The 17,972-nt window shown below is 63.7% G+C and carries 14 protein-coding genes; 1 reads left to right on the top strand and 13 read right to left on the bottom strand.

The genetic code is table 11. The annotated features are described in order from the left end of the window. Positions 1-51: 51 nt before the first annotated feature. From pdeM to F7R11_RS22735, 11 genes are all read right to left on the bottom strand, one after another. Positions 52-711: a ligase-associated DNA damage response endonuclease PdeM gene (pdeM, locus tag F7R11_RS22685; RefSeq protein ID WP_064807631.1), complete on the bottom strand. Its 660-nt coding sequence runs from the start codon at positions 709-711 to the stop codon at positions 52-54. Continuing rightward, positions 708-3,326, bottom strand: coding sequence for a ligase-associated DNA damage response DEXH box helicase (locus F7R11_RS22690; RefSeq protein ID WP_064807628.1), 2,619 nt, complete (start codon positions 3,324-3,326; stop codon positions 708-710). Before F7R11_RS22690 ends, pdeM begins: the two co-directional genes overlap by 4 nt. Then, positions 3,323-4,969, bottom strand: a complete 1,647-nt coding sequence (locus tag F7R11_RS22695; RefSeq protein WP_064807626.1) for an ATP-dependent DNA ligase — start codon at positions 4,967-4,969, stop codon at positions 3,323-3,325. The genes F7R11_RS22690 and F7R11_RS22695 overlap by 4 nt, the downstream gene beginning before the upstream one ends. After that, positions 4,966-6,018: a ligase-associated DNA damage response exonuclease gene (locus F7R11_RS22700; RefSeq protein ID WP_064807624.1), complete on the bottom strand. Its 1,053-nt coding sequence runs from the start codon at positions 6,016-6,018 to the stop codon at positions 4,966-4,968. Before F7R11_RS22700 ends, F7R11_RS22695 begins: the two co-directional genes overlap by 4 nt. A gap of 534 nt (positions 6,019-6,552) precedes the next feature. Further along, the gene (locus F7R11_RS22705) at positions 6,553-7,683 is read right to left on the bottom strand and encodes a porin (RefSeq protein WP_064807622.1); all 1,131 of its coding nucleotides are present in this window, start codon (positions 7,681-7,683) and stop codon (positions 6,553-6,555) included. Between the two features lie 69 nt (positions 7,684-7,752). After that, positions 7,753-9,183: an MmgE/PrpD family protein gene (locus tag F7R11_RS22710; RefSeq protein WP_064809063.1), complete on the bottom strand. Its 1,431-nt coding sequence runs from the start codon at positions 9,181-9,183 to the stop codon at positions 7,753-7,755. Positions 9,184-9,200: 17 nt separating this feature from the next. Beyond that, positions 9,201-9,752 (bottom strand): YbhB/YbcL family Raf kinase inhibitor-like protein, encoded by a 552-nt coding sequence (locus F7R11_RS22715; RefSeq protein WP_231973377.1) that lies wholly within the window; start codon positions 9,750-9,752, stop codon positions 9,201-9,203. An 8-nt stretch (positions 9,753-9,760) separates the two neighbouring features. After that, positions 9,761-10,402 (bottom strand): 3-isopropylmalate dehydratase small subunit, encoded by a 642-nt coding sequence (gene leuD / locus F7R11_RS22720; RefSeq protein WP_064807620.1) that lies wholly within the window; start codon positions 10,400-10,402, stop codon positions 9,761-9,763. 2 nt (positions 10,403-10,404) lie between these two features. Next, positions 10,405-11,802 (bottom strand): 3-isopropylmalate dehydratase large subunit, encoded by a 1,398-nt coding sequence (gene leuC / locus F7R11_RS22725; protein ID WP_064807618.1) that lies wholly within the window; start codon positions 11,800-11,802, stop codon positions 10,405-10,407. A gap of 3 nt (positions 11,803-11,805) precedes the next feature. After that, the gene (locus F7R11_RS22730) at positions 11,806-12,675 is read right to left on the bottom strand and encodes an isocitrate lyase/PEP mutase family protein (RefSeq protein WP_064807616.1); all 870 of its coding nucleotides are present in this window, start codon (positions 12,673-12,675) and stop codon (positions 11,806-11,808) included. 70 nt (positions 12,676-12,745) lie between these two features. Further along, positions 12,746-14,176 carry an MFS transporter gene (locus tag F7R11_RS22735; RefSeq protein ID WP_064807614.1) on the bottom strand — a complete coding sequence of 477 codons (1,431 nt, stop codon included), beginning with the start codon at positions 14,174-14,176 and terminating at the stop codon, positions 12,746-12,748. Positions 14,177-14,379: 203 nt separating this feature from the next. On the opposite strand from F7R11_RS22735, the gene F7R11_RS22740 reads away from it, so the two are divergent. Continuing rightward, a complete protein-coding gene (locus tag F7R11_RS22740) occupies positions 14,380-15,114 on the top strand; it encodes a GntR family transcriptional regulator (protein ID WP_021193780.1) in 735 nt (244 codons plus the stop codon). 121 nt (positions 15,115-15,235) lie between these two features. Here F7R11_RS22740 and F7R11_RS22745 read toward each other — a convergent pair whose 3' ends face one another. Then, a complete protein-coding gene (locus F7R11_RS22745) occupies positions 15,236-16,858 on the bottom strand; it encodes a DHA2 family efflux MFS transporter permease subunit (RefSeq protein ID WP_064807612.1) in 1,623 nt (540 codons plus the stop codon). Beyond that, positions 16,855-17,961, bottom strand: coding sequence for an HlyD family secretion protein (locus F7R11_RS22750; RefSeq protein WP_064807610.1), 1,107 nt, complete (start codon positions 17,959-17,961; stop codon positions 16,855-16,857). Before F7R11_RS22750 ends, F7R11_RS22745 begins: the two co-directional genes overlap by 4 nt. Positions 17,962-17,972: the final 11 nt, after the last annotated feature.

Here is a 17,972-nt window from a genome sequence, read left to right on the forward strand (position 1 = left end):
TATTGTCATTGATATTGCGTGGCGAGCCAATGCCATTGGCTGTGTGTGCCTTTAGCTCGATAGGCGCCAGACACGTCCCTCGGCGGTGACATATAGCGTTTCATCCGGTGTGGGAGGCGCTGTCCACAAGCCAGTGAATTCACCGAACGCTGGCAGTAGTGCGCAGCCCAACCCAAAGCGAAAGCACGGCAGTCGCAGCCGATCCCGCCCGCGGCCACTGATGACAACGCCCGGATGCACGTGTCCGGCGATCACGTAGTGGCCAGGCACCGCTTGCGGTTCGTGGCACAGCGCGAACGGCCCGACGATCCAGGGTTCTTCCACCACGTCGATGCGAAGGCTGGCTGGTGGGTCGCCCGCATGCCTATCGTGATTGCCGCGGACCAGCGTGCAGACAACGTCGGCATGCCGCTCACGCCAGTCGACCAGAGAGCCCACTGCAGCATGCGCTTCGCGCGCGTGCAGCAGATCGCCCAGCCACGCAATATGCATCACTGGCAGTCGTTCCAATATGGCGTCCAATCGCGCAATCGCCTGGGCCGTAGTGCCGGCGGGAACAGGCACACCGCGTGCGCGAAACGTCGCCGCTTTGCCGAAATGCGCATCCGCCACCATCAGCATGCGCTGCGCAGGCCACCACAGCGCACGCTCCGGCAGGAGCCACACGGTGTCACCCCCGCACTGAATGACGAGAACCTGGCGCCCGGTCATAGCAACGGAAGCGGTTTTGACGCCTTGCGCGGTCGGCGGGTATGTCGCCGGCTGCGCTTGCCGGCATCATCCGCAGATGCGGTCATTCGTAGCGCGGCCTGCACGTCGGTGTCGATCACCGGCCGCTCTGCCGCGTCCGGATCGGTCGGCTCGGGTCCGGCGGCATGTTCGGCATCGGCCAGCATGCGGGCGAGGCGATCGGCCAGTTTCTCGGTGGATAGCTGCTCCCGAAAGCGCTCCACCATCAATGGAAAGGCAAATGGGGAAGGGTGCTTCAGCTCGCACACCTGCAGGCGCAGGCCGTGCATACGCACGAGGGTGGCTTCGATGCGATCGAGAACCAGCTCCTGGCGCAGCACTTCGGTTTCCGCCTGCGTGAGCAGGAGGTTGCCCGGGTCATGGCGCCGGAATACCTCATAGAACAGGCCGGAAGACGCCTGCAACTGGCGAGTGCTCTTGTGCGCGCCAGGGTACCCCTGAAACACCAGGCCGGAAACACGCGCAATCTCGCGAAAGCGACGTTGGACAAGCTCACCGGCATTGAGGCTGGCGAACACGTCCTGCATGAGCGTGTGCGTGGCAAACAGGTCACCGTTGGCGAGCAGCGCGGGCCAGTCAATGCGCGTGGCCGACAGGAGCTCAAGGCCGTAGTCATTGAACGCTACCGAGAACGTGCTGGGCGCGCGGTTGGCCGCCCGCCAGGCAAGCAAGCTCGCCAGCCCCAGATGTGCATGCCGCCCGGCAAATGGATACAGGAAGAGGTGCCAGCCTTCGCGCGAATGCAGGGTTTCGGCCACGAGCGTGGTCGTGCTGGGCAGCGCAGACCAGCGCGCCTGCAGTTCCAGCAGCGGGCGCGCGGCTTCCATCTCGGGGCTCTCGAAGCGCCCGTGCGCCGCTGCATCCAATTGTGCGACCACGGCGTGCGCCAGCTCGGTAGAAAGCGGCATGCGGCCGCCGTTCCAGCGCGGCACCGCTGCGCGTTTGCCGCTGGCACGGCGCACATAGGCAGTCATGTCCTGCACGCGCACCAGTTCCAGCAGCCGGCCGGCGAACAGGAAGTTGTCGCCCGGGCGCAGTCGCGCGATGAACCCTTCCTCGATCGACCCCAACGCACTGCCACCGGCAGCACGCCACCAGCGCACGTTCATCGTGGCATCGCTGACAATGGTGCCGATGCTCATGCGGTGGCGCCGTGCGAGCCGCGCATCGGGCACGCGCCAGACGCCGAGCTCATCGGGGGTGACGCGGTGGTAGTCCGGATACGCCGTGAGCGAGTGGCCGCCCTGGCGTACGAAGTCGAGCGTCCATTGCCATTCGTCATCGCGCAGATCGCGGTAAGCCCATGCGCGGCGCACTTCCTGAAGCAACGCATCGGGCACGAAGCCGCCGCCCAGCGCCACTGTCACCAGGTGCTGGACGAGCACGTCCAGTGGCTTGTGAGGCGACGTGCGGGCTTCAACACGGCCGGACATGGCCGCCGCGCGCGCGGCAGCTCCCTCCACGAGTTCCAGGCTATGCGTGGGTACCACGGTCACGCGCGAATGCCTGCCTGGCGCGTGGCCCGATCGTCCCGCCCGCTGCAGCAGCCGCGCTACGCCCTTGGGGGAGCCGATCTGCAGCACGCGTTCAACGGGGAGGAAATCCACGCCCAAGTCCAGGCTCGATGTGCAGAACACGGCCTTGAGCAAGCCCTGCTTGAGCCCGGTCTCGACCCAGTCCCGCGTCGCACGATCCAATGAGCCATGATGCAGCGCGATCAACCCTGCCCATTCCGGTCGGGCATTGATGACTGCCTGATACCAAAGCTCTGCTTGCGACCGCGTGTTGAGAAACACCAATGCGGTGCGAGCGCTTTCCAACTCTTGGACCACATGCGGCAGCATTGCCATGCCCAGGTGGCCCGCCCAAGGAAACCGTCCCACGCCGTCAGGCAGCAACGTGTCGATTTCCATGCGCTTGGGCAGGTGGCCCTGAACCAGCGTGCCGGTGGAGGGCGCGCGGGCATCGCTCAGTGCATCCATGGTCTGTGCCAGATTGCCGAGCGTGGCCGACAGGCCCCACACGACCAGCTCGGGCGACCACGTTCGTAGGCGGGCCAGTGCAAGCTGCACCTGCACGCCGCGCTTGTTGCCCACCAGTTCGTGCCATTCATCGACGACCACCACGCGTACCGAGCCCAACGCATCACGCGCATCGGCACGCGTGAGCAGCAATGAGAGGCTTTCTGGCGTGGTGACCAGCGCGGTGGGCAAGCGGCGCGACTGGGCGGCACGCTCGGCGCTGCTGGTGTCGCCGGTGCGCAGGCCCAATGTCCAGTGGGGTGCCAGTGCCTGTGCCGCATCCGTCAGTGCGCGCGTGGTGTCAGCGGCCAGCGCGCGCATGGGCGTGAGCCATAGCACCGACAGCGGCGGTGCCCCGCCACGCCCGCGCACCTGCGCCAGCCGCTGCAGTGCCCCCAACCAGACGGCGTAGGTCTTGCCCGCGCCGGTGGTCGCGTGCAGCAGACCCGATTCACCGCGCGCCATGGCAGACCATACCTGGCGCTGGAACGGCATCGGCGTCCAGCCGCGCGCGGCAAACCACGCATCGAGGTCGGGCAGGTCGGGCTCGCTCATGGCGGGGGCAGCAGGCTTTCCAGCGTCTGCAGCGTATCCGCTTCTGCGACCGGCTTGTCGTGCCGCCAGCGCAGCATGCGCGGAAACCGCACCGCAATGCCGCTCTTGTGGCGGGCGCTGCGGGCAATGCCTTCAAAGCCGAGTTCGAATACCAGCGTCGGGGCCACACTGCGCACGGGACCGAAGCTCTCCACCGTGGTTTTGCGAATGAGGGCGTCGACCTCACGGATCTCCGCATCGCTCAAGCCCGAGTACGCCTTGGCAAAGGGCACCAGTTTGCGCGCGGGCGCTTCAGGCGGGGCATCCCATACGGCAAAGGTGTAGTCGGTGAACAGACTGGCACGGCGCCCGTGGCCGCGCTGCGCGTAGATCAGCACCGCATCGACCGAGAACGGATCGATCTTCCACTTCCACCACACGCCCACGTCTTTGGTGCGGCCTACGCCGTAGCGTGCGTCGCGCCGTTTGAGCATCAGCCCCTCTACACCGAGCTCACGCGAGGCTTCACGCTGGCGCGCAAGGTGCAACCAATCGTCACCCTGCAGCAGTGGCGAGAGTTTCAGCGCCGGGTGAGCAAACTCGGCGATCACGCGTTCAAGTTGCGCGCGCCGCTCGCCTTGCGTCCGCTCACGCCAATCCTGCCCCTGCCATTCAAGGAGGTCATAGGCCAGCAGCACGGCAGGCGCATCGCGCAACACCCGCGCGTTCAGCGTTTTTCGGCCGATGCGTTGCTGGAGCAGTGCAAACGGCTGCACGCGGCCTTCGTGCCAGACCACGATCTCGCCGTCGAGTACCGTACCCGCAGGCAAGGTGTCCGCCATGGTCGACAGTTCCGGAAAGCGGTCCGTGATGAGCTCTTCGCCACGCGACCATACCCAGGTGCTGTTGGCGCGACGCACGAGTTGCGCGCGGATGCCATCCCATTTCCATTCGACCTGCCATTCGCTGGGCGGACCGAGCAGCGCGTCGAACGCCTCCAACGCTGCCTGCAACGGGTGCGCAAGAAAAAACGGATACGGATGCCCGGCGTCGAGCGTATGGCCGTCGACGCTCGCATCGGCCAACAAGGCGCGGTAACGCTCGGCAGTGGGCGGCTGGCCGATGTCGGTATAGCCCATCAACCGCTGCGCCACATGCTTCGGGTCGGTGTCGCCAACTTCCGCCAGCGCCCGTGTCACCAGCAGTTTCGATACGCCCACCCGGAACGCGCCGGTGATGAGCTTCATGAGCACCAGTCGGGCATGCAATGGCAGGCCCCGGCACAACGCGGTCAGGCGCGGGAGCACCAGTTCGGGCGCTTGGCCGCGCAGTGGAAGCAGTCTGGTTTCCACCCATTCGGCTAGGCTGGCGTCGTCCTCAAGGTTGGGCTCCGGAAGCACCAGGGCGATGGTTTCAGCCAGATCGCCCACCGCTTGATAACACTCGTCGAACAACCATGCTGGCAAGCCAGACGCAGTTTGGGCGAAGCTGGCCAGCACACGCACGGGCACAAGCTGTCGAGGTTTGCCTCCCGCCAAGAAGTACACCGCCCATGCGGCGTCAGCGTCCGGGGCAGCGCGCAGATACTTCACCAGTGCGGCGAGTTTGGCGTTGCTCGATGTGGTTGCATCGAGCTGCGCATAGAGATCGGCAAACGCTCTCATGGCCGAGGGTGTTCCAGCGGTTCCGATGGCGCAGTAGCGTCGCGCGCTTCAGCTGCATCGTCCTCGTCGCCATATTCGGTGGCGAAGGCGCGGGCGTCCAGTCCGCCTTCACACAACCAGCGCACCATCGGCGCAACCTGCCCATGCGTAACGTAGACACGTCCGGCACCCGTGGCTTCAATGGCCTGCAGCAGGCCAGGCCAGTCAGCATGGTCCGACAGCACAATGCCCCGGTCGACACCGCGCCGCCGCCGTGCGCCGCGAAGCTGCATCCAGCCACTGGCAAAGGCATCTGCGTAGTCGCCAAACCTGCGCATCCACGGCGTGCGCTGCGCGGATGGTGGCGCCAGCACCAGGGCCCGGCGCAGATCAGCACGATCCACCTCGGTCGCAAGCTGCGTCTGGGGTAGCGCAACGCCGGCTTCCCGATACGCCGCATCGATTTGCAGCATGGCACCGTGCGAAACAATCGGCCCGATACCGGCATCGAGTCCAGCAAGAATGCGTTGTGCCTTGCCAAACGCGTAGCAAAACACGACGCTGGTGCGGCCCGCCTCAGCATTGCTGTGCCACCAGGCATTGAGTTGCGCAAAGATTTCGGCCTGAGGCCGCCAGTGATAGATCGGCAGCCCGAAGGTGGATTCAGTGATAAAGGTGTCGCAGCGCACCGGTTCAAACGGTGCGCAGGTGCGATCTGCCTCGACTTTGTAGTCACCGGAAACGACCCAGACCGCATTGCCGTATTCCAGCCGGACCTGTGCTGACCCAAGAACATGCCCCGCCGGATGAAAGCTCACCCGGACACCGTTGTGGACGATGGACTCGCCATACGGCAGCGTCTGCAGAGGGAGATCGTCGCCCAGGCGAGCGCGCAATACACCCGCACCGGGTGCGGCGGCAAGATAGTGCTGATGGCCGATGCGAGCGTGGTCGCTATGCGCGTGCGTAATGATCGCGCGATCTACCGGTCTCCATGGGTCGATAAAGACATCACCTTGCGGACAGTACAAACCTTTAGATGTTGAGATGATCAAATCTGACGGGTGCATTTGCGCCGCAATGTGATGGCCCAGTGAGAGATGAATCTTCTGCGATTGCCCTGCGCAGTGGAGCAGGCGTGGTTCTATGGAACCGGTCGGCGCGCGTTCTTAATGAATGCACCAACGCATGGAGCCAGCTGAAACAGGGCAGCGACGTCGGCGTCGCAACAACGACGTTCCCGGTAGGGTGCCTACCTGTTCTAGGTTACCGTGCCAACAATCGCCAAAACGTTCTCTGTTGCAGATTTTCTGACGCAAAACCAATACGCGTGAGACATGTGCATCGGTCATGAGGCGCTTATGGATCCTTTCGAGAGCTTGCGGCGCTTTCGTATGATCGTCGAGGTCAGAAACTTCAGTTGAGCCGTCCTGCCGTGCAGAGCAGGGCCTGGCGTTCGAGATGCAGCGGCTTTGCGGCAAGAGGCCACAAGCACCGCTGCCCTGGCTGGTGGCCTTCGTCTGCAGAATTGACTGGCGTACGCGCGCTTTACGGTGTTCGGGTGCCACGTAGAGCACCTCGACAGACTTTCGTTGACGCGGTCCTCAGAACTTGTGGCGCATGCCGACAGCCACACCCACCATGCTGGTCTGGCCAGCACCCGGGTAGTAGCCGTTGACGAAGCCCACCGCTGAAGTATCGAAATTCAACCCGGCATTTCTGACATAGGCGGTCGTCAGGTAGACATCGGTGCGCTTCGAGAGGTTGTAGTCAGCGATGAAACTGATTTGCCAAGGGTTGGATTGACTCAATGGTTTTCCGGCCTTCGACAATTGCAGGCTCTTGACCTGGTCGTAGTCGTACTCCACCGTGATCATGAGCGCAGACGTCACCTGGTAGTTGATGCCGGCCCACCACAAATCGTCCCGAATGAGCGTGGCGCTATTGGAGAAATCGGTCCGTCCCCAGCGGTACCCGGCAATCAACTTGGCTGGACCCACGAGGTAGCTCGCAGCGGCGGCGAGCTTCTTCGAGCTGCCGTAGCCGGTGTCCCCGAACGGTGCGAGCGATGGGTTGTAGGCGTCGTAGGCCAGCGCAGCACCGAACGCATTGCCTGCGTAGTTCAGCCCCGCACCGTAACCGCTGTCACGCTTGAACTGCCCTGGCACCTCACCCGCACCAAAGACGCCGTTGCCGAAAGACCAGTGGGCAATCGCGGTGACGCTACCAAACGTGCCGGTGTACTTGGCTGTGTTGTCTGACCGGAAGTTCAGCCCAGTCATGGCCACGACGGGCTCGTACTGGGTGGCATAGGCGGTTGGCGAAAAGTTGGCCAGCGTATCGAAGATCGCGGTGTACTGCCGACCGAAGGTGAACTTGCCGAAACCGGTGTCCAGGCCGACAAACGCTTGCCGGCCGAAGAGCCGACCGCCCTGCTGGAGCTTGCCGTCATCGACGCCGAAACCGCTCTCCAGCACAAAGAGGGCTTTGTTTCCGCCGCTAAGATCTTCTTCTCCGCGCAACCCCCAGCGCGATCCGGAGAGCGCACCCGAACTCAACGCCACTCGGCTGGCAGCTGGCCCAGGATACCCCGCGCTCCCCGGTGCAATTGACGACATATTGTTGACATACTCAATGTTGGTGTCGAGCACGCCGTAGAGCGTGACACTGGATTGCGCGAGCGCGGCACCTGCGCAGGTCGCCAGCGACGCGGCGGCGATGGTCTTCAATTTCATGCTGTGTTGTCTCCTCGTTTTTTTAGGTGGCCGTTCTAAAGCAACTGCTGGGTTTGCTTTCCGATGACGTCAAGAAAAAGCCGATGCCACTGGCCAGGCCAGAAGCTCACTGAGCGTGGCGGAGTCCTCAAGGCTCTCCAGCTCCAGCAGACAAGTCTCGATGGCGCGCTGACGCGGTGCTGGCAGCAGGCCGTCAGTGAGCCGGCGGTATTTCGTTACCACCTGGTCACGGCGCATTGGCTGCAACGCAGACTTCGGTGCCGGTTGCTCGGCCTGCAGCGCGGTGCCGTCACGCAGACGGATACGCAGGCGGGTTCGGCCGCGACCCAGCGGGCCGGCGCTGTCGAACGCGCTGTCGTGGTGGGCGCGAATCCGTGGAATGAGCGCCCAGACATCGTCACGATCAATGCGCTCCGGAGCGAACTGCCGGACCATGGCTTCGCCATCGAGGAGGGCAACCGCAAGCGCATAGGCAATGTTCATCTGCGCCGCAATGGGCGTAATCGGCCGCTCGAGCTCCCACCAGCCGTGGTGGTAGACGGCGTGAGACAGATCGACATCGATGCTGTCGATCTGATCGGGACGTAGCTGATGCTTGGCGATGAGATCAAACAGCGCATCGAGCCCCGAGTGCAATCCGCCCATGGCAGCGTGGGCCTTGAGCACGATGGTCGGCGTTTCCCAGTGTTCGCCAAGGCCATGCGCGATCTGCGTGGCATCGGGCGCGTGCCCCTCACCAAAGGTTGAGAGGAAGCCGCCGTAATCACGCTCGAACACGCGCTGGATGCCGGTGTACCCGCTCGCCGCCAGGTGCGCTGCGTAGAGCCCGTTGCGTGCGGCAAAGCCGTGGTGCATGCGCTTGGACATCGCTTCGTATTGCGCCGCCATCAACCCCGCAGACTGCGTTGCGGCCAGTCCAAGCGCATCCTCAAATGCTGCGGCGTCCAGTTGGAGCAACACGCCGCATGCGGCCGCGGACGCATGCGTGCCAAAGACAGCCCCCGAATGCCAGCCGCGCGAGAGCATCTGGCCGCCATGCAGCGCCAGGCCCACACGTGGCCCCACCTCGAATCCGGCAATCGCGGCGGCCAGCAAGCGCTCACCACTCACACCGCCCAGCTTTTCCGCCGTGGCCAGCAACGAGGGCAACACCAGGGATGCGCTGTGCAACGGCGCGAGCGGGTGGAAGTCATCCAGCTCGAAACCCTGGATGAAGGTGCCATTCAGCAACGCTGCGACAGGCGCCGTGGTCTTGCGGCCCCAGCCGATGACATTGCATGGCCCTTCGGCTTCCAGCCCAAGGACCGACTCGACGGCAATGCGCGACCACGGCAACTGCGCGCCGACCAGCGCGCAACCGACGCCGTCCAGCAGCAGCAACCGTGCGCGTTCGAGCACGGCCTCGGGCACCGTGCTCAGTGTGAAGTTGGCCAGCCATGTGGCGAGTTGCCCGGTCGGCCCTGTCGGGTCGCTGGCCTGGCGTGGAGCATGTACGTTCATCTTGTTTTCCATGTGGTTCAAAACCGTTCGAAGACACCATTCAGGCGGCCTCGTGCCAGCACCGCCCCATCCAGGCGGTCGAGCACGTCCCGCAGCCGCGGCGGCTCGGAAAACAGCAGTGCCCGGTTCAGGGCCAGCAGTTGAAAGCTGTATCGATGTGGGCCGTGTCCGGGCAGGGCTCGCGGGCCCGCGTAGATCGCCTTGCCAAAGCTGTTGCGCCCCAGCGATGCGTAGGTGTTCGTTGCGGCATTCAGTGCGCTCTCAGGCAGCCCAACCGATGTCGGCCGGATGCCAGTGGCGACCAGATGCACAAACGGCCGGGGCAGAGGCGCGTCGGCATCCTCGACAATCAGGATCAGTTCCTGGGTGCCGGGCGGGACGTTGTGCCATGAAAGGCCGGGCGATCGGTTTGCACCCACACCGTGGCCGGCATGCGCGATGGGAATCGACTGTCCTTCGCTGAAGCTCTCGCTGCGCAATTCCAGCAGCGCTGGTGCCGATGAGACGGCTGGGTGATACCAGGCCAGGCGGTCTTCACCGGCCCGTCGCCCTTTGAGCAAACGCCCCAAGACGCGGCCTAGCATGACTTGCCTCGCCCGTCGAACTGGACACCCGAGAGATTCCACACCCACGGCCGACGCTCCCGATCGGCTGCCTGCCATGCGCGAATCAAGTCGTCTTCCAGCAGGGTGCCGCCCACTTCGTCCAGCCCTTGCAGGAGCATGTCTCTGCGCAACGCGTCGATCTCGAAGTTCCAACTCCGGCCGTCGACCTCGATGACCTGGCGTTCAAGGTCGACTGTGAACGGTTTGGCTTGACGCGCAAGCGCTGTCAGCGCGTTGACTTGTGCTTCGTCCAGCGTGAGCGGCAGGACGCCGTTCTGAAAGCAGTTGTTGTAGAAGATGCTCCCGAAGCTCGGGGCGATCACGCAGCGATACCCCATGGAGAGCAGGGCCCAAACGGCACTTTCGCGCGAGGAGCCGCAACCGAAATTGGCGCCGCTGACAAGAATGGACGCGCCGTTGAATTCGGGCCGCGCCGGAAGAAACTCCGGATCAGGGGTGCCGTCGGCGAGGTACCGGATTGCCTCAAAGGCATACTGGCCCAGCTCGTTTTGGGGCACCGTGGTCAACCGTTCGATGCGGATGATGACGTCGGTGTCCAGGTTGGCGCGTGGCAACGGCGCCGCCAAACCGACGAGCGTTTTGAAAGGTTGCATGGTCAGAGACTCCGGATATCGATCAGGGCGCCGGCGATGGCAGCGGCGGCGGCCATCGCAGGGCTTGCCAGGTGGGTGCGCGCGCCCGGCCCTTGGCGGCCAACGAAATTGCGGTTGGACGTAGAGACGGCTCGGGCACCGGATGGAACGCGTTCGCCATTGGCGGCAACGCACATGCTGCAGCCCGGTTCACGCCATTCGAACCCGGCGTTCTTGAACACCACGTCGAGCCCTTCGGCCTCGGCGGCGCGCTTGACCAGCTCGGAGCCCGGGACCACCCAGGCCGTCACGCCGGGCGCCACCTTCTTGCCCCGGACCACACTAGCCGCATCACGCAGATCCGATAGGCGCGAATTGGCGCAGGACCCGATGAAGACCCAATCCACCGGCGTGCCTGCCAATGGCTGGCCTGCGTCCAACCCCATGTACTCCAGCGCGGTGCGCCACGCTTCTGCGCGCGCTGCGTCCTCAGCCGTTTCCGGGTCTGGGATGCGGCCATCGATCGACATGGCTTGATCTGGGCTTGTGCCCCACGTCACGGTTGGGGGCACCTTCTTTGCATCGCACTGCACTTCGCAATCGAACACCGCATCGGCATCGCTGGACAACGCGCGCCAGTCCTGCGCGGCACGCTCGAACAACTCGCCTTGCGGTGCGAAGGGCCGATCGCGCAAGTAGGTGAACGTCGTGTCGTCCGGCGCGATCTGCGCGTATTTGGCACCCAGCTCGACGGCCAGATTGCACAGCGTCAGACGGCCTTCGATAGACATGTCCTCAATGGTCTGCCCCGCGAACTCCACGGCATATCCGACGCCCGCCGACGCGCCGAGCTTGGCGATGAGGTGCAGTGCAAGGTCTTTGGGCGTCACGCCTACCGGCAGAGTTCCTTCCACGCGCACGCGCATGCGTAGCGGCTTCTGCTGGCGCAACGTCTGGGTAGCGAGCACGTGCACGATCTCGGACGAGCCGATACCGAATGCCAGCGCACCCAGGCCGCCGTTGGTGCAGGTATGGCTATCACCGCACACCAGCGTGGTGCCGGGCAGGGCGATCCCCAGTTCGGGCGCCATGACGTGAACGATGCCCTGGCCGGGCTGCCCCAGATCGAACAAGCGGATGTGTCCGTTCTGGCTTCCCTGCTTCAGGCCGGCCCAGAGCATGCCGCCGAGGGGGTAGGTCTTCTCGGTGCGGCCCGGCGCGCTGGAGACCACGTGGTCCGGCGTTGCAAAGCACAGCTCCGGGCTATGCGGCGGCAGCGATCGCTTGGCCAGCTCGCCGAGTGCGGGTGCCCCCGAAAGGTCGTGCAGCAGGTGCCGATCGATATGCAGCAGAGCCCATCCGTCGCCCAGGTCCTTGATGACATGGGAATCCCATACTTTGTCGAAAAGCGTACGTCCCATGGCTCACCCTTGATGGTTTTGTTGGAAGCGTTGCCGCAGTGCGCTCCATTCGTCCGAGCCAAAGCGGCGGAAGAACTCAGCGACGCTCGCGTCGATCTTGAGCGGTGGCATCTGGCCGGTTTGCCGGACATCTCGCAGAACGGCATCACCCGCTTCCATGGTTGCCTTCAACAGCAGGCCAGGAAGGATGACCATGCGGTAGCCCAAGTCCTGCGCCTGGGCAAACGGCAGCAGCGGCGTGCGCCCCGCGGGCACCAGGTTGAGCAGGCAGGGCCCCTTCACCTCGCGCGGAATGACCGCGACTTCCTCCAGCGTGCGAGGCGCTTCGACAAACGCCATATCCGCGCCCGCTTCAATGGCCAGATTGGCGCGCTCGATGGCCTCGTCGAGGCTGACGACGGCGCGTGCGTCGGTACGGGCGATGATCGTGAAATCCGGATTGCGCCGCGCGGCGACAGCCGCCCGGATCTTGGCGATGTATTCATCGCGCTCGACGATCTCCTTGCCATCCAGATGGCCGCAGCGCTTGGAGAAAACCTGGTCTTCCAGATGGATAGCTGCAACGTTGCGCGCTTCGAACTCGCGTACGGTGCGCGTGACGTTCAGTTCATTGCCATAGCCGGTGTCCGCATCGGCGATGAGGGGAATGTCCACCGAGCGCGCGATCACGGCGGCGTTGTCGACCATCTCACTCATGCCGAGCAGGCCGAAGTCGGGGAACCCGCGCGCGGCGGCGGTACCGGCGCCGGTCATGTAGACGGCAGCGAATCCTGCCTGCTGGATCAGGCGTGCGGTCAGTCCATCGTAGGCTCCTGGGGCGACCACGATTTCTGGCCGAGCGAGCAGTTGGCGTAATTGGGTTGCAGCGTTCATGGATAACTCCTGGCGTGGTTCTTGAAAGGCGGGCACTGGAAGCCCGCGCAGATGGTGCGGCCGGGTCGCATTACCGGCTGATGTCTTCGAGCGAGCGTCCTGCGGTACGGGGGCCGAGCAAGCCAATGCTCAAGGCGACGATCAGCATGCAGCCGACGATCAGTCCGACCGCACCGGGCACACCGGCATACTTCAGACAGGCCGCGATGAGAAACCCGCTCAACGCGCCAGAGACACGGCTGATCGAGTAGACAAAGCCGATCGCCATTGCCCGGCTGCGTGTCGGGTACAACTCGGCCTGGTACGCATGGAAACCCAGCGAGATCAAGGTTCCGCAGAGCGTCAGCAAAGCACCCGTGATGAGAATGGCGAGCCCGCTGTCGAGATTGATGAACATCACGCCGGCGGCGGACATCACCAACGCTGCGGCCACAATCAGCCACTTGCGCTCGACACGGTCGGCAAAGCTCACCGCCAGCAGCGGGCCGAGCGGCGCCACAAACGAGACCATCAGCCCGTATTCCAGACTCGATGACAGCCCCACGCCGCGGTGCACCAGGAAGGTCGGCATCCAGTTGGAAAAGCCATAGAGGCCAATCGCCTGGGCGGCGTGGAAGATCACCAGCATCACGGTTCTGCGTCGGTACGGTGTTTGCCAGATCTCGCGGAAGGAGGCTCGCTCGCCCACCGCAACCGCACGGGGTGGCTGAGGAATCGGCAAGGAGCGGCCGCTCTGTTGAAGCGCTTTTGCTTCCATGCGTTCCACCACGGCGGTTGCTTGCTCCAAGTGGCCATGGCTGGCCAACCAGCGCGGGCTTTCCGGCAGCCCCAGGCGCAGCAGCCAAACCAGCAATGCTCCGGCGCCGCCAAGCAGGATCACAACGCGCCAGCCTTCCAGGCCAAATACCGAGCGTGGCACGAGCAACCAGGCGACCAGTGCAACGGAAGGCACTGCGAGATAGGAGATCACCGTGCTCACCGCAAATGCCCGGCCGCGGATGCGCGCGGGCACCAGCTCACTCAGGTAGGCATCGATCGTGACGAGTTCGACGCCAAGGCCAATGCCGGTCATCAGCCGCCAGAAGTTGAGCCCCACCGCATCGTGCTGGAACGCCATACACACGGCCGACACCGAGTACCAGAGCAGCGCGACCGTGAACACGGAACGTCGCCCAAGCCGGTCAGCGACGGAGCCGAAGGCCAGCACGCCGATCAACAAGCCAAGAAATGTCGCCGCGATATAGCTCGCTGCGCCGTTGAAGGCAAAGAACCCCTCGGTGGTGGCGCTCAGCACGCCGCTCTTGATGATCCCGGGCAGCACATAGGCCGTGGAGAAGAGTTCGTAGAACTCAAAGTAGGCACCCAACGACAACAACAACACCAAGCTCCAGATGCTGCGCGTCGCCGGAAGGCGGTCGATGCGTGCGGCCAACTCGCCGGCAGTGAGGCGGGCGCTGGAGACCTGCGTCTCCCGCATTGCCGACAGCGTCTGATGGGTCATGGTGTCTCCGTGTATCGATGTGGCTATCCGGGTCAGGCCGTCACCACAGTTTATGTTGTCATGTCATTATGATGTGATACACATAACACCGCAAGGGAAAGTTCGGCTAAGCTCCGGCCGTCAAGGGAGATGCGCTAAAGATGACCTCAAATGTGAATTCAACTGCACTGAAACGTAGCCCGGGCACGTCTTTGCATCGCCAGATGTTCACCGTGCTGCGTGATCAGATCGTCCGCGGTCAGTACCGCTCGGGAACGATGCTTCCGAAGGAAGAAGAGCTGTGCGCGCTGTTTGACGTATCGCGCATCACAGTGCGACGCGCGTTGGCCGATCTGGAAGCCGAGGGGCTGGTGGAAAAACGGCAGGGAAAAGGCACGTTCGTCCGGCTTGAGCTACCCGCAATGCGCCCGATGGCAACGCTGGGGTTCATCGAATCGCTGCGACAGATTTCTGGCGATACCCAGGTGGAAGTGCTCAGCCTGGAGCACCCCGTGGCGGGCGGCGACATCGCACAACTTCTGAACGTCGATGACGATTCGCGCCTGTTGCATGTCACGCGTTTGCGGCGAAAGGCTGCGGTGCCCGTGATGATTACGGAAGCCTGGGTGCCGGAGGCCTATATAGGCGAAGTCAATCAGGCTGACCTGGAAGCGCAACCGCTCTTTGAGTTGCTGATGCAGCGCGGTGTTCGGTTCGACCGCGTGGTGCAGGAATACACAGCCATCGCCGCGTCGCCGCTACAGGCCCGATTGCTCCAGGTGCCGCCGGGGCAGCCGCTCATGCGCATCAACCGATTGATCTATGACGAGCAGAAGCGGCCTGTTCAGTACCTGGCCGTCGTGATGTCGCCAGAGCGCAGCCGAATCCTCATGGATTTCGAGATCGGCGCTATGAATACGCTCGCGGCCGGAACCATCGTGCATGACGTAGCCACGTGATGACGCACCGTTGCCCCATGTTCGGGCTTCGACCACCCGGGCCAACGCGTTCATTGCGGCAAGGCGGTCCATGCTATGTGGCTCCAATGCGTGGCCGTGCGAGAACAGGCATCGTTCAGCTTCAGTGAGCGTCGGCCGAAGGTGCGGCGGGCGGCGCTACCTTGCGCATCAGCAATACCATCGGGGTGGCAATGGCGAAGCAGACGAGTATCACAAGGAATGCGTCGGAGAAGGTCAGCGTGTGTGCCTCTCGCATGACCAATGCCGACAATTGCTTGAGGGCTGCGGCGTCGGCGCCACTCATGTCATTGCCAAGCGCGACCGCGTTGGCGCTGATTGTCTGCAGCAGCGTAGCCATCGACTCGTTGCGAATATTCAGGTGCTCGGCCAGGCGCAGGAAGTGCAGGTTGGTGCGGTCATTGAGGATCGTGGCGCAGGCCGCGATACCGATGGCGCCACCGAGGTTGCGCATCAGATTGAACAGCCCTGAGGCGAGCTTCAATTTGGCGGGCGGCAAGCTGCCCAACGTGAGCGTGACGGTCGGGGCGACGGCGAATTGCTGCGCCATGCCGCGCAACGCTTGAGGCAGCATGAGCTCAGCGGCCCCCCAGTCATGCGTGATTGGCGCGAAATTCCACATCGAAACGGCAAACAGGCTGAGCCCAATCATCAGCAGCCAACGCAAATCCACGCGGTTTGCCAGGAACGCATAGAGCGGAATGGATGCCACCTGGAACAGGCCCGTCGAAAAGATCGCAAGCCCGATTTGCAAGGCGCTGAGGCCGCGCACCTGGCCCAGAAAGAGGGGCGTCAGGTAGATCGTTGCAAAGATGCCGATGCCGGTAACGAAGGAGAAGAAGCATCCCAGGGCGAAATTGCGGTCTTTGAGCGCGTGTAGATCGACGACCGGATTGGCATAGGTGAGCGATCGCCAGAGGAAAGCGATCCCTGCGAGGCCTGAAATCCATGCCGTCGCCAGGATGGTGTCGTCGCCGAACCAATCCCAGCGCGGGCCTTCTTCCAGCGTGTACTCCAGGCAGCCGAGAAATAGCGCCATGAGCACCATGCCCACATAGTCAGCGCCACGCAGCAGGGACCAGTCGGGTTTATCCACCTTCACCAGCATCGGCACCGCGATCGTGATGAAGATTCCAGGCACAAGGTTGATGAAGAACAACCAGTGCCACGAGAAGTTGTCGGTGATCCAGCCGCCGATGGTGGGGCCAAGGGTCGGAGCGAGGGAGGCGAGTCCGCCGATGATTGCCGCAGCCAATACGCGTTGGCGCCCTGCGAAAAAGGCGAACGCCGTGGTGAACACCATCGGGATCATTGAGCCGCCCAGAAAGCCCTGCGCGGCCCGGAACGCGATCATGCTCTGAATGTTCCACGCGATGCCGCAGAGCAGGCTCGTAGCCGTAAAGCCCGCCGCCGACACCGCAAACAGCCAGCGCGTTGACATGACCCGAGCCAGCCAGCCGGACAGCGGGATGACGATGATCTCTGCGATGAGATAGGCAGTCTGCACCCAAACCGTTTCGTCGGCCCCGGCAGAGAGGCCGCCGCCAATGTCACGCAGCGATGCCGAAACGATCTGTATGTCGAGCAGGGCAATGAACATCCCCACGCACATCGTCGCGAATGCGAAGACCTTGGTCGACATTGGCAATTCGCTGGGCAACACAAGGGCCGACGGGGGCGCACCCGTGGCGGTAGAGGCCGGGACGGTGGCTGCGGCGGCACTCATGATTTCACCTGTTCAACCGCATGCGTATCGATTTCAGCTTCTACGGACAGGCCGGGGCGAAGAACGCCGAGCTTGGCGTCTTCCGCATCGAGGACGATGCGGACTGGCACGCGCTGAACAATCTTGGTGAAGTTGCCGGTGGCGTTTTCCGGCGGCAGCACGCTGAACTGCGCGCCGGTGGCGGGGGAAAGACTGTCAACGCGACCATGGAAGACCTTGCCCGGCAATACGTCGGCGACGATGGTGGCCCGCATCCCGGGCTTCATTTTTGCCAGTTGGCCTTCCTTGAAGTTCGCGTCGATCCAGAGGCCTTTGGAGGGCACGATCGACAGCAGTTGACCGCCACCTGCGGCAAATGCGCCAACGCGTGCCCGCCGGTTCCCAATGGTGCCGTCAACCGGAGCCACGAGTTCCGTGTGGCCGAGGTTGATGCTGGCGAGGTCCCGCTCGGCAATGGCCTGGGCCAGCGCGGCCTGGGCTTGCTGTTTTTGCGTGGCAATGACGTCCAGTTGGCGCTCGGCAGCCAGCACACCAGCCTTGGCCCTTTCACCATTGGCCACCGATTGCTTGTAGTCAGCATCGGCCTTCTGCGAACTCTGGATCGACACGGCCGATTTGGCGACCAGGTTGGCGTAACGCACTTGATCGTCGTGAGCTCGCACCGTATCTGCGTTGACCGCCGCTGCGGCAGCCTTGGCTTCCGCAATCGTTGCTAGCTGCAGACTCTGGCGCGCGTCCAGATTGGCGAGCAGTGCCTGCTGGGCCGCCACGGCCCCCTCTGCCTTCGCCAGTGCGGCGCGATAGTCGCGGTTGTCGATGCGTACCAACACATCACCGGCATGGACTTGCTGGTTGTCGGTTACGGCAACCTCGGTGATATAGCCGGGTACTTTCGCGGCAATCAACGTCACGTCGCCGCCCACATAGGCGTCGTCAGTGCTCTGGACGAATCGCGCATCGGTCCACCAGTGATAGCCATAACCCAGAGCGACAAGCGCCGCTAGGGCAATGCCTCCGCGGATGAGCAGTGGTTTCCTGGCGCGCTTCGGTTTGACGGCCGGGGGTTCGGACGTGACGCGTTCGGCGGTTGCGGTGCTGGTCATGACATCTCTCC

The sequence above is a fragment of the Ralstonia insidiosa genome, from assembly GCF_008801405.1.
GTDB classification, from domain to species: Bacteria; Pseudomonadota; Gammaproteobacteria; order Burkholderiales; family Burkholderiaceae; genus Ralstonia; species Ralstonia insidiosa.

What these genes read in the sequence shown, in the direction of transcription:
- pdeM (WP_064807631.1), bottom strand. Translation starts at nt 711, where the DNA reads ATGACCGGGCGCCAGGTTCTCGTCATTCAGTGCGGGGGTGACACCGTG.
- F7R11_RS22690 (WP_064807628.1), bottom strand. Translation starts at nt 3,326, where the DNA reads ATGAGCGAGCCCGACCTGCCCGACCTCGATGCGTGGTTTGCCGCGCGC.
- F7R11_RS22695 (WP_064807626.1), bottom strand. Translation starts at nt 4,969, where the DNA reads ATGAGAGCGTTTGCCGATCTCTATGCGCAGCTCGATGCAACCACATCG.
- F7R11_RS22700 (WP_064807624.1), bottom strand. Translation starts at nt 6,018, where the DNA reads ATGCACCCGTCAGATTTGATCATCTCAACATCTAAAGGTTTGTACTGT.
- F7R11_RS22705 (WP_064807622.1), bottom strand. Translation starts at nt 7,683, where the DNA reads ATGAAATTGAAGACCATCGCCGCCGCGTCGCTGGCGACCTGCGCAGGT.
- F7R11_RS22710 (WP_064809063.1), bottom strand. Translation starts at nt 9,183, where the DNA reads ATGAACGTACATGCTCCACGCCAGGCCAGCGACCCGACAGGGCCGACC.
- leuD (WP_064807620.1), bottom strand. Translation starts at nt 10,402, where the DNA reads ATGCAACCTTTCAAAACGCTCGTCGGTTTGGCGGCGCCGTTGCCACGC.
- leuC (WP_064807618.1), bottom strand. Translation starts at nt 11,802, where the DNA reads ATGGGACGTACGCTTTTCGACAAAGTATGGGATTCCCATGTCATCAAG.
- F7R11_RS22730 (WP_064807616.1), bottom strand. Translation starts at nt 12,675, where the DNA reads ATGAACGCTGCAACCCAATTACGCCAACTGCTCGCTCGGCCAGAAATC.
- F7R11_RS22735 (WP_064807614.1), bottom strand. Translation starts at nt 14,176, where the DNA reads ATGACCCATCAGACGCTGTCGGCAATGCGGGAGACGCAGGTCTCCAGC.
- F7R11_RS22740 (WP_021193780.1), top strand. Translation starts at nt 14,380, where the DNA reads ATGTTCACCGTGCTGCGTGATCAGATCGTCCGCGGTCAGTACCGCTCG.
- F7R11_RS22745 (WP_064807612.1), bottom strand. Translation starts at nt 16,858, where the DNA reads ATGAGTGCCGCCGCAGCCACCGTCCCGGCCTCTACCGCCACGGGTGCG.
- F7R11_RS22750 (WP_064807610.1), bottom strand. Translation starts at nt 17,961, where the DNA reads ATGACCAGCACCGCAACCGCCGAACGCGTCACGTCCGAACCCCCGGCC.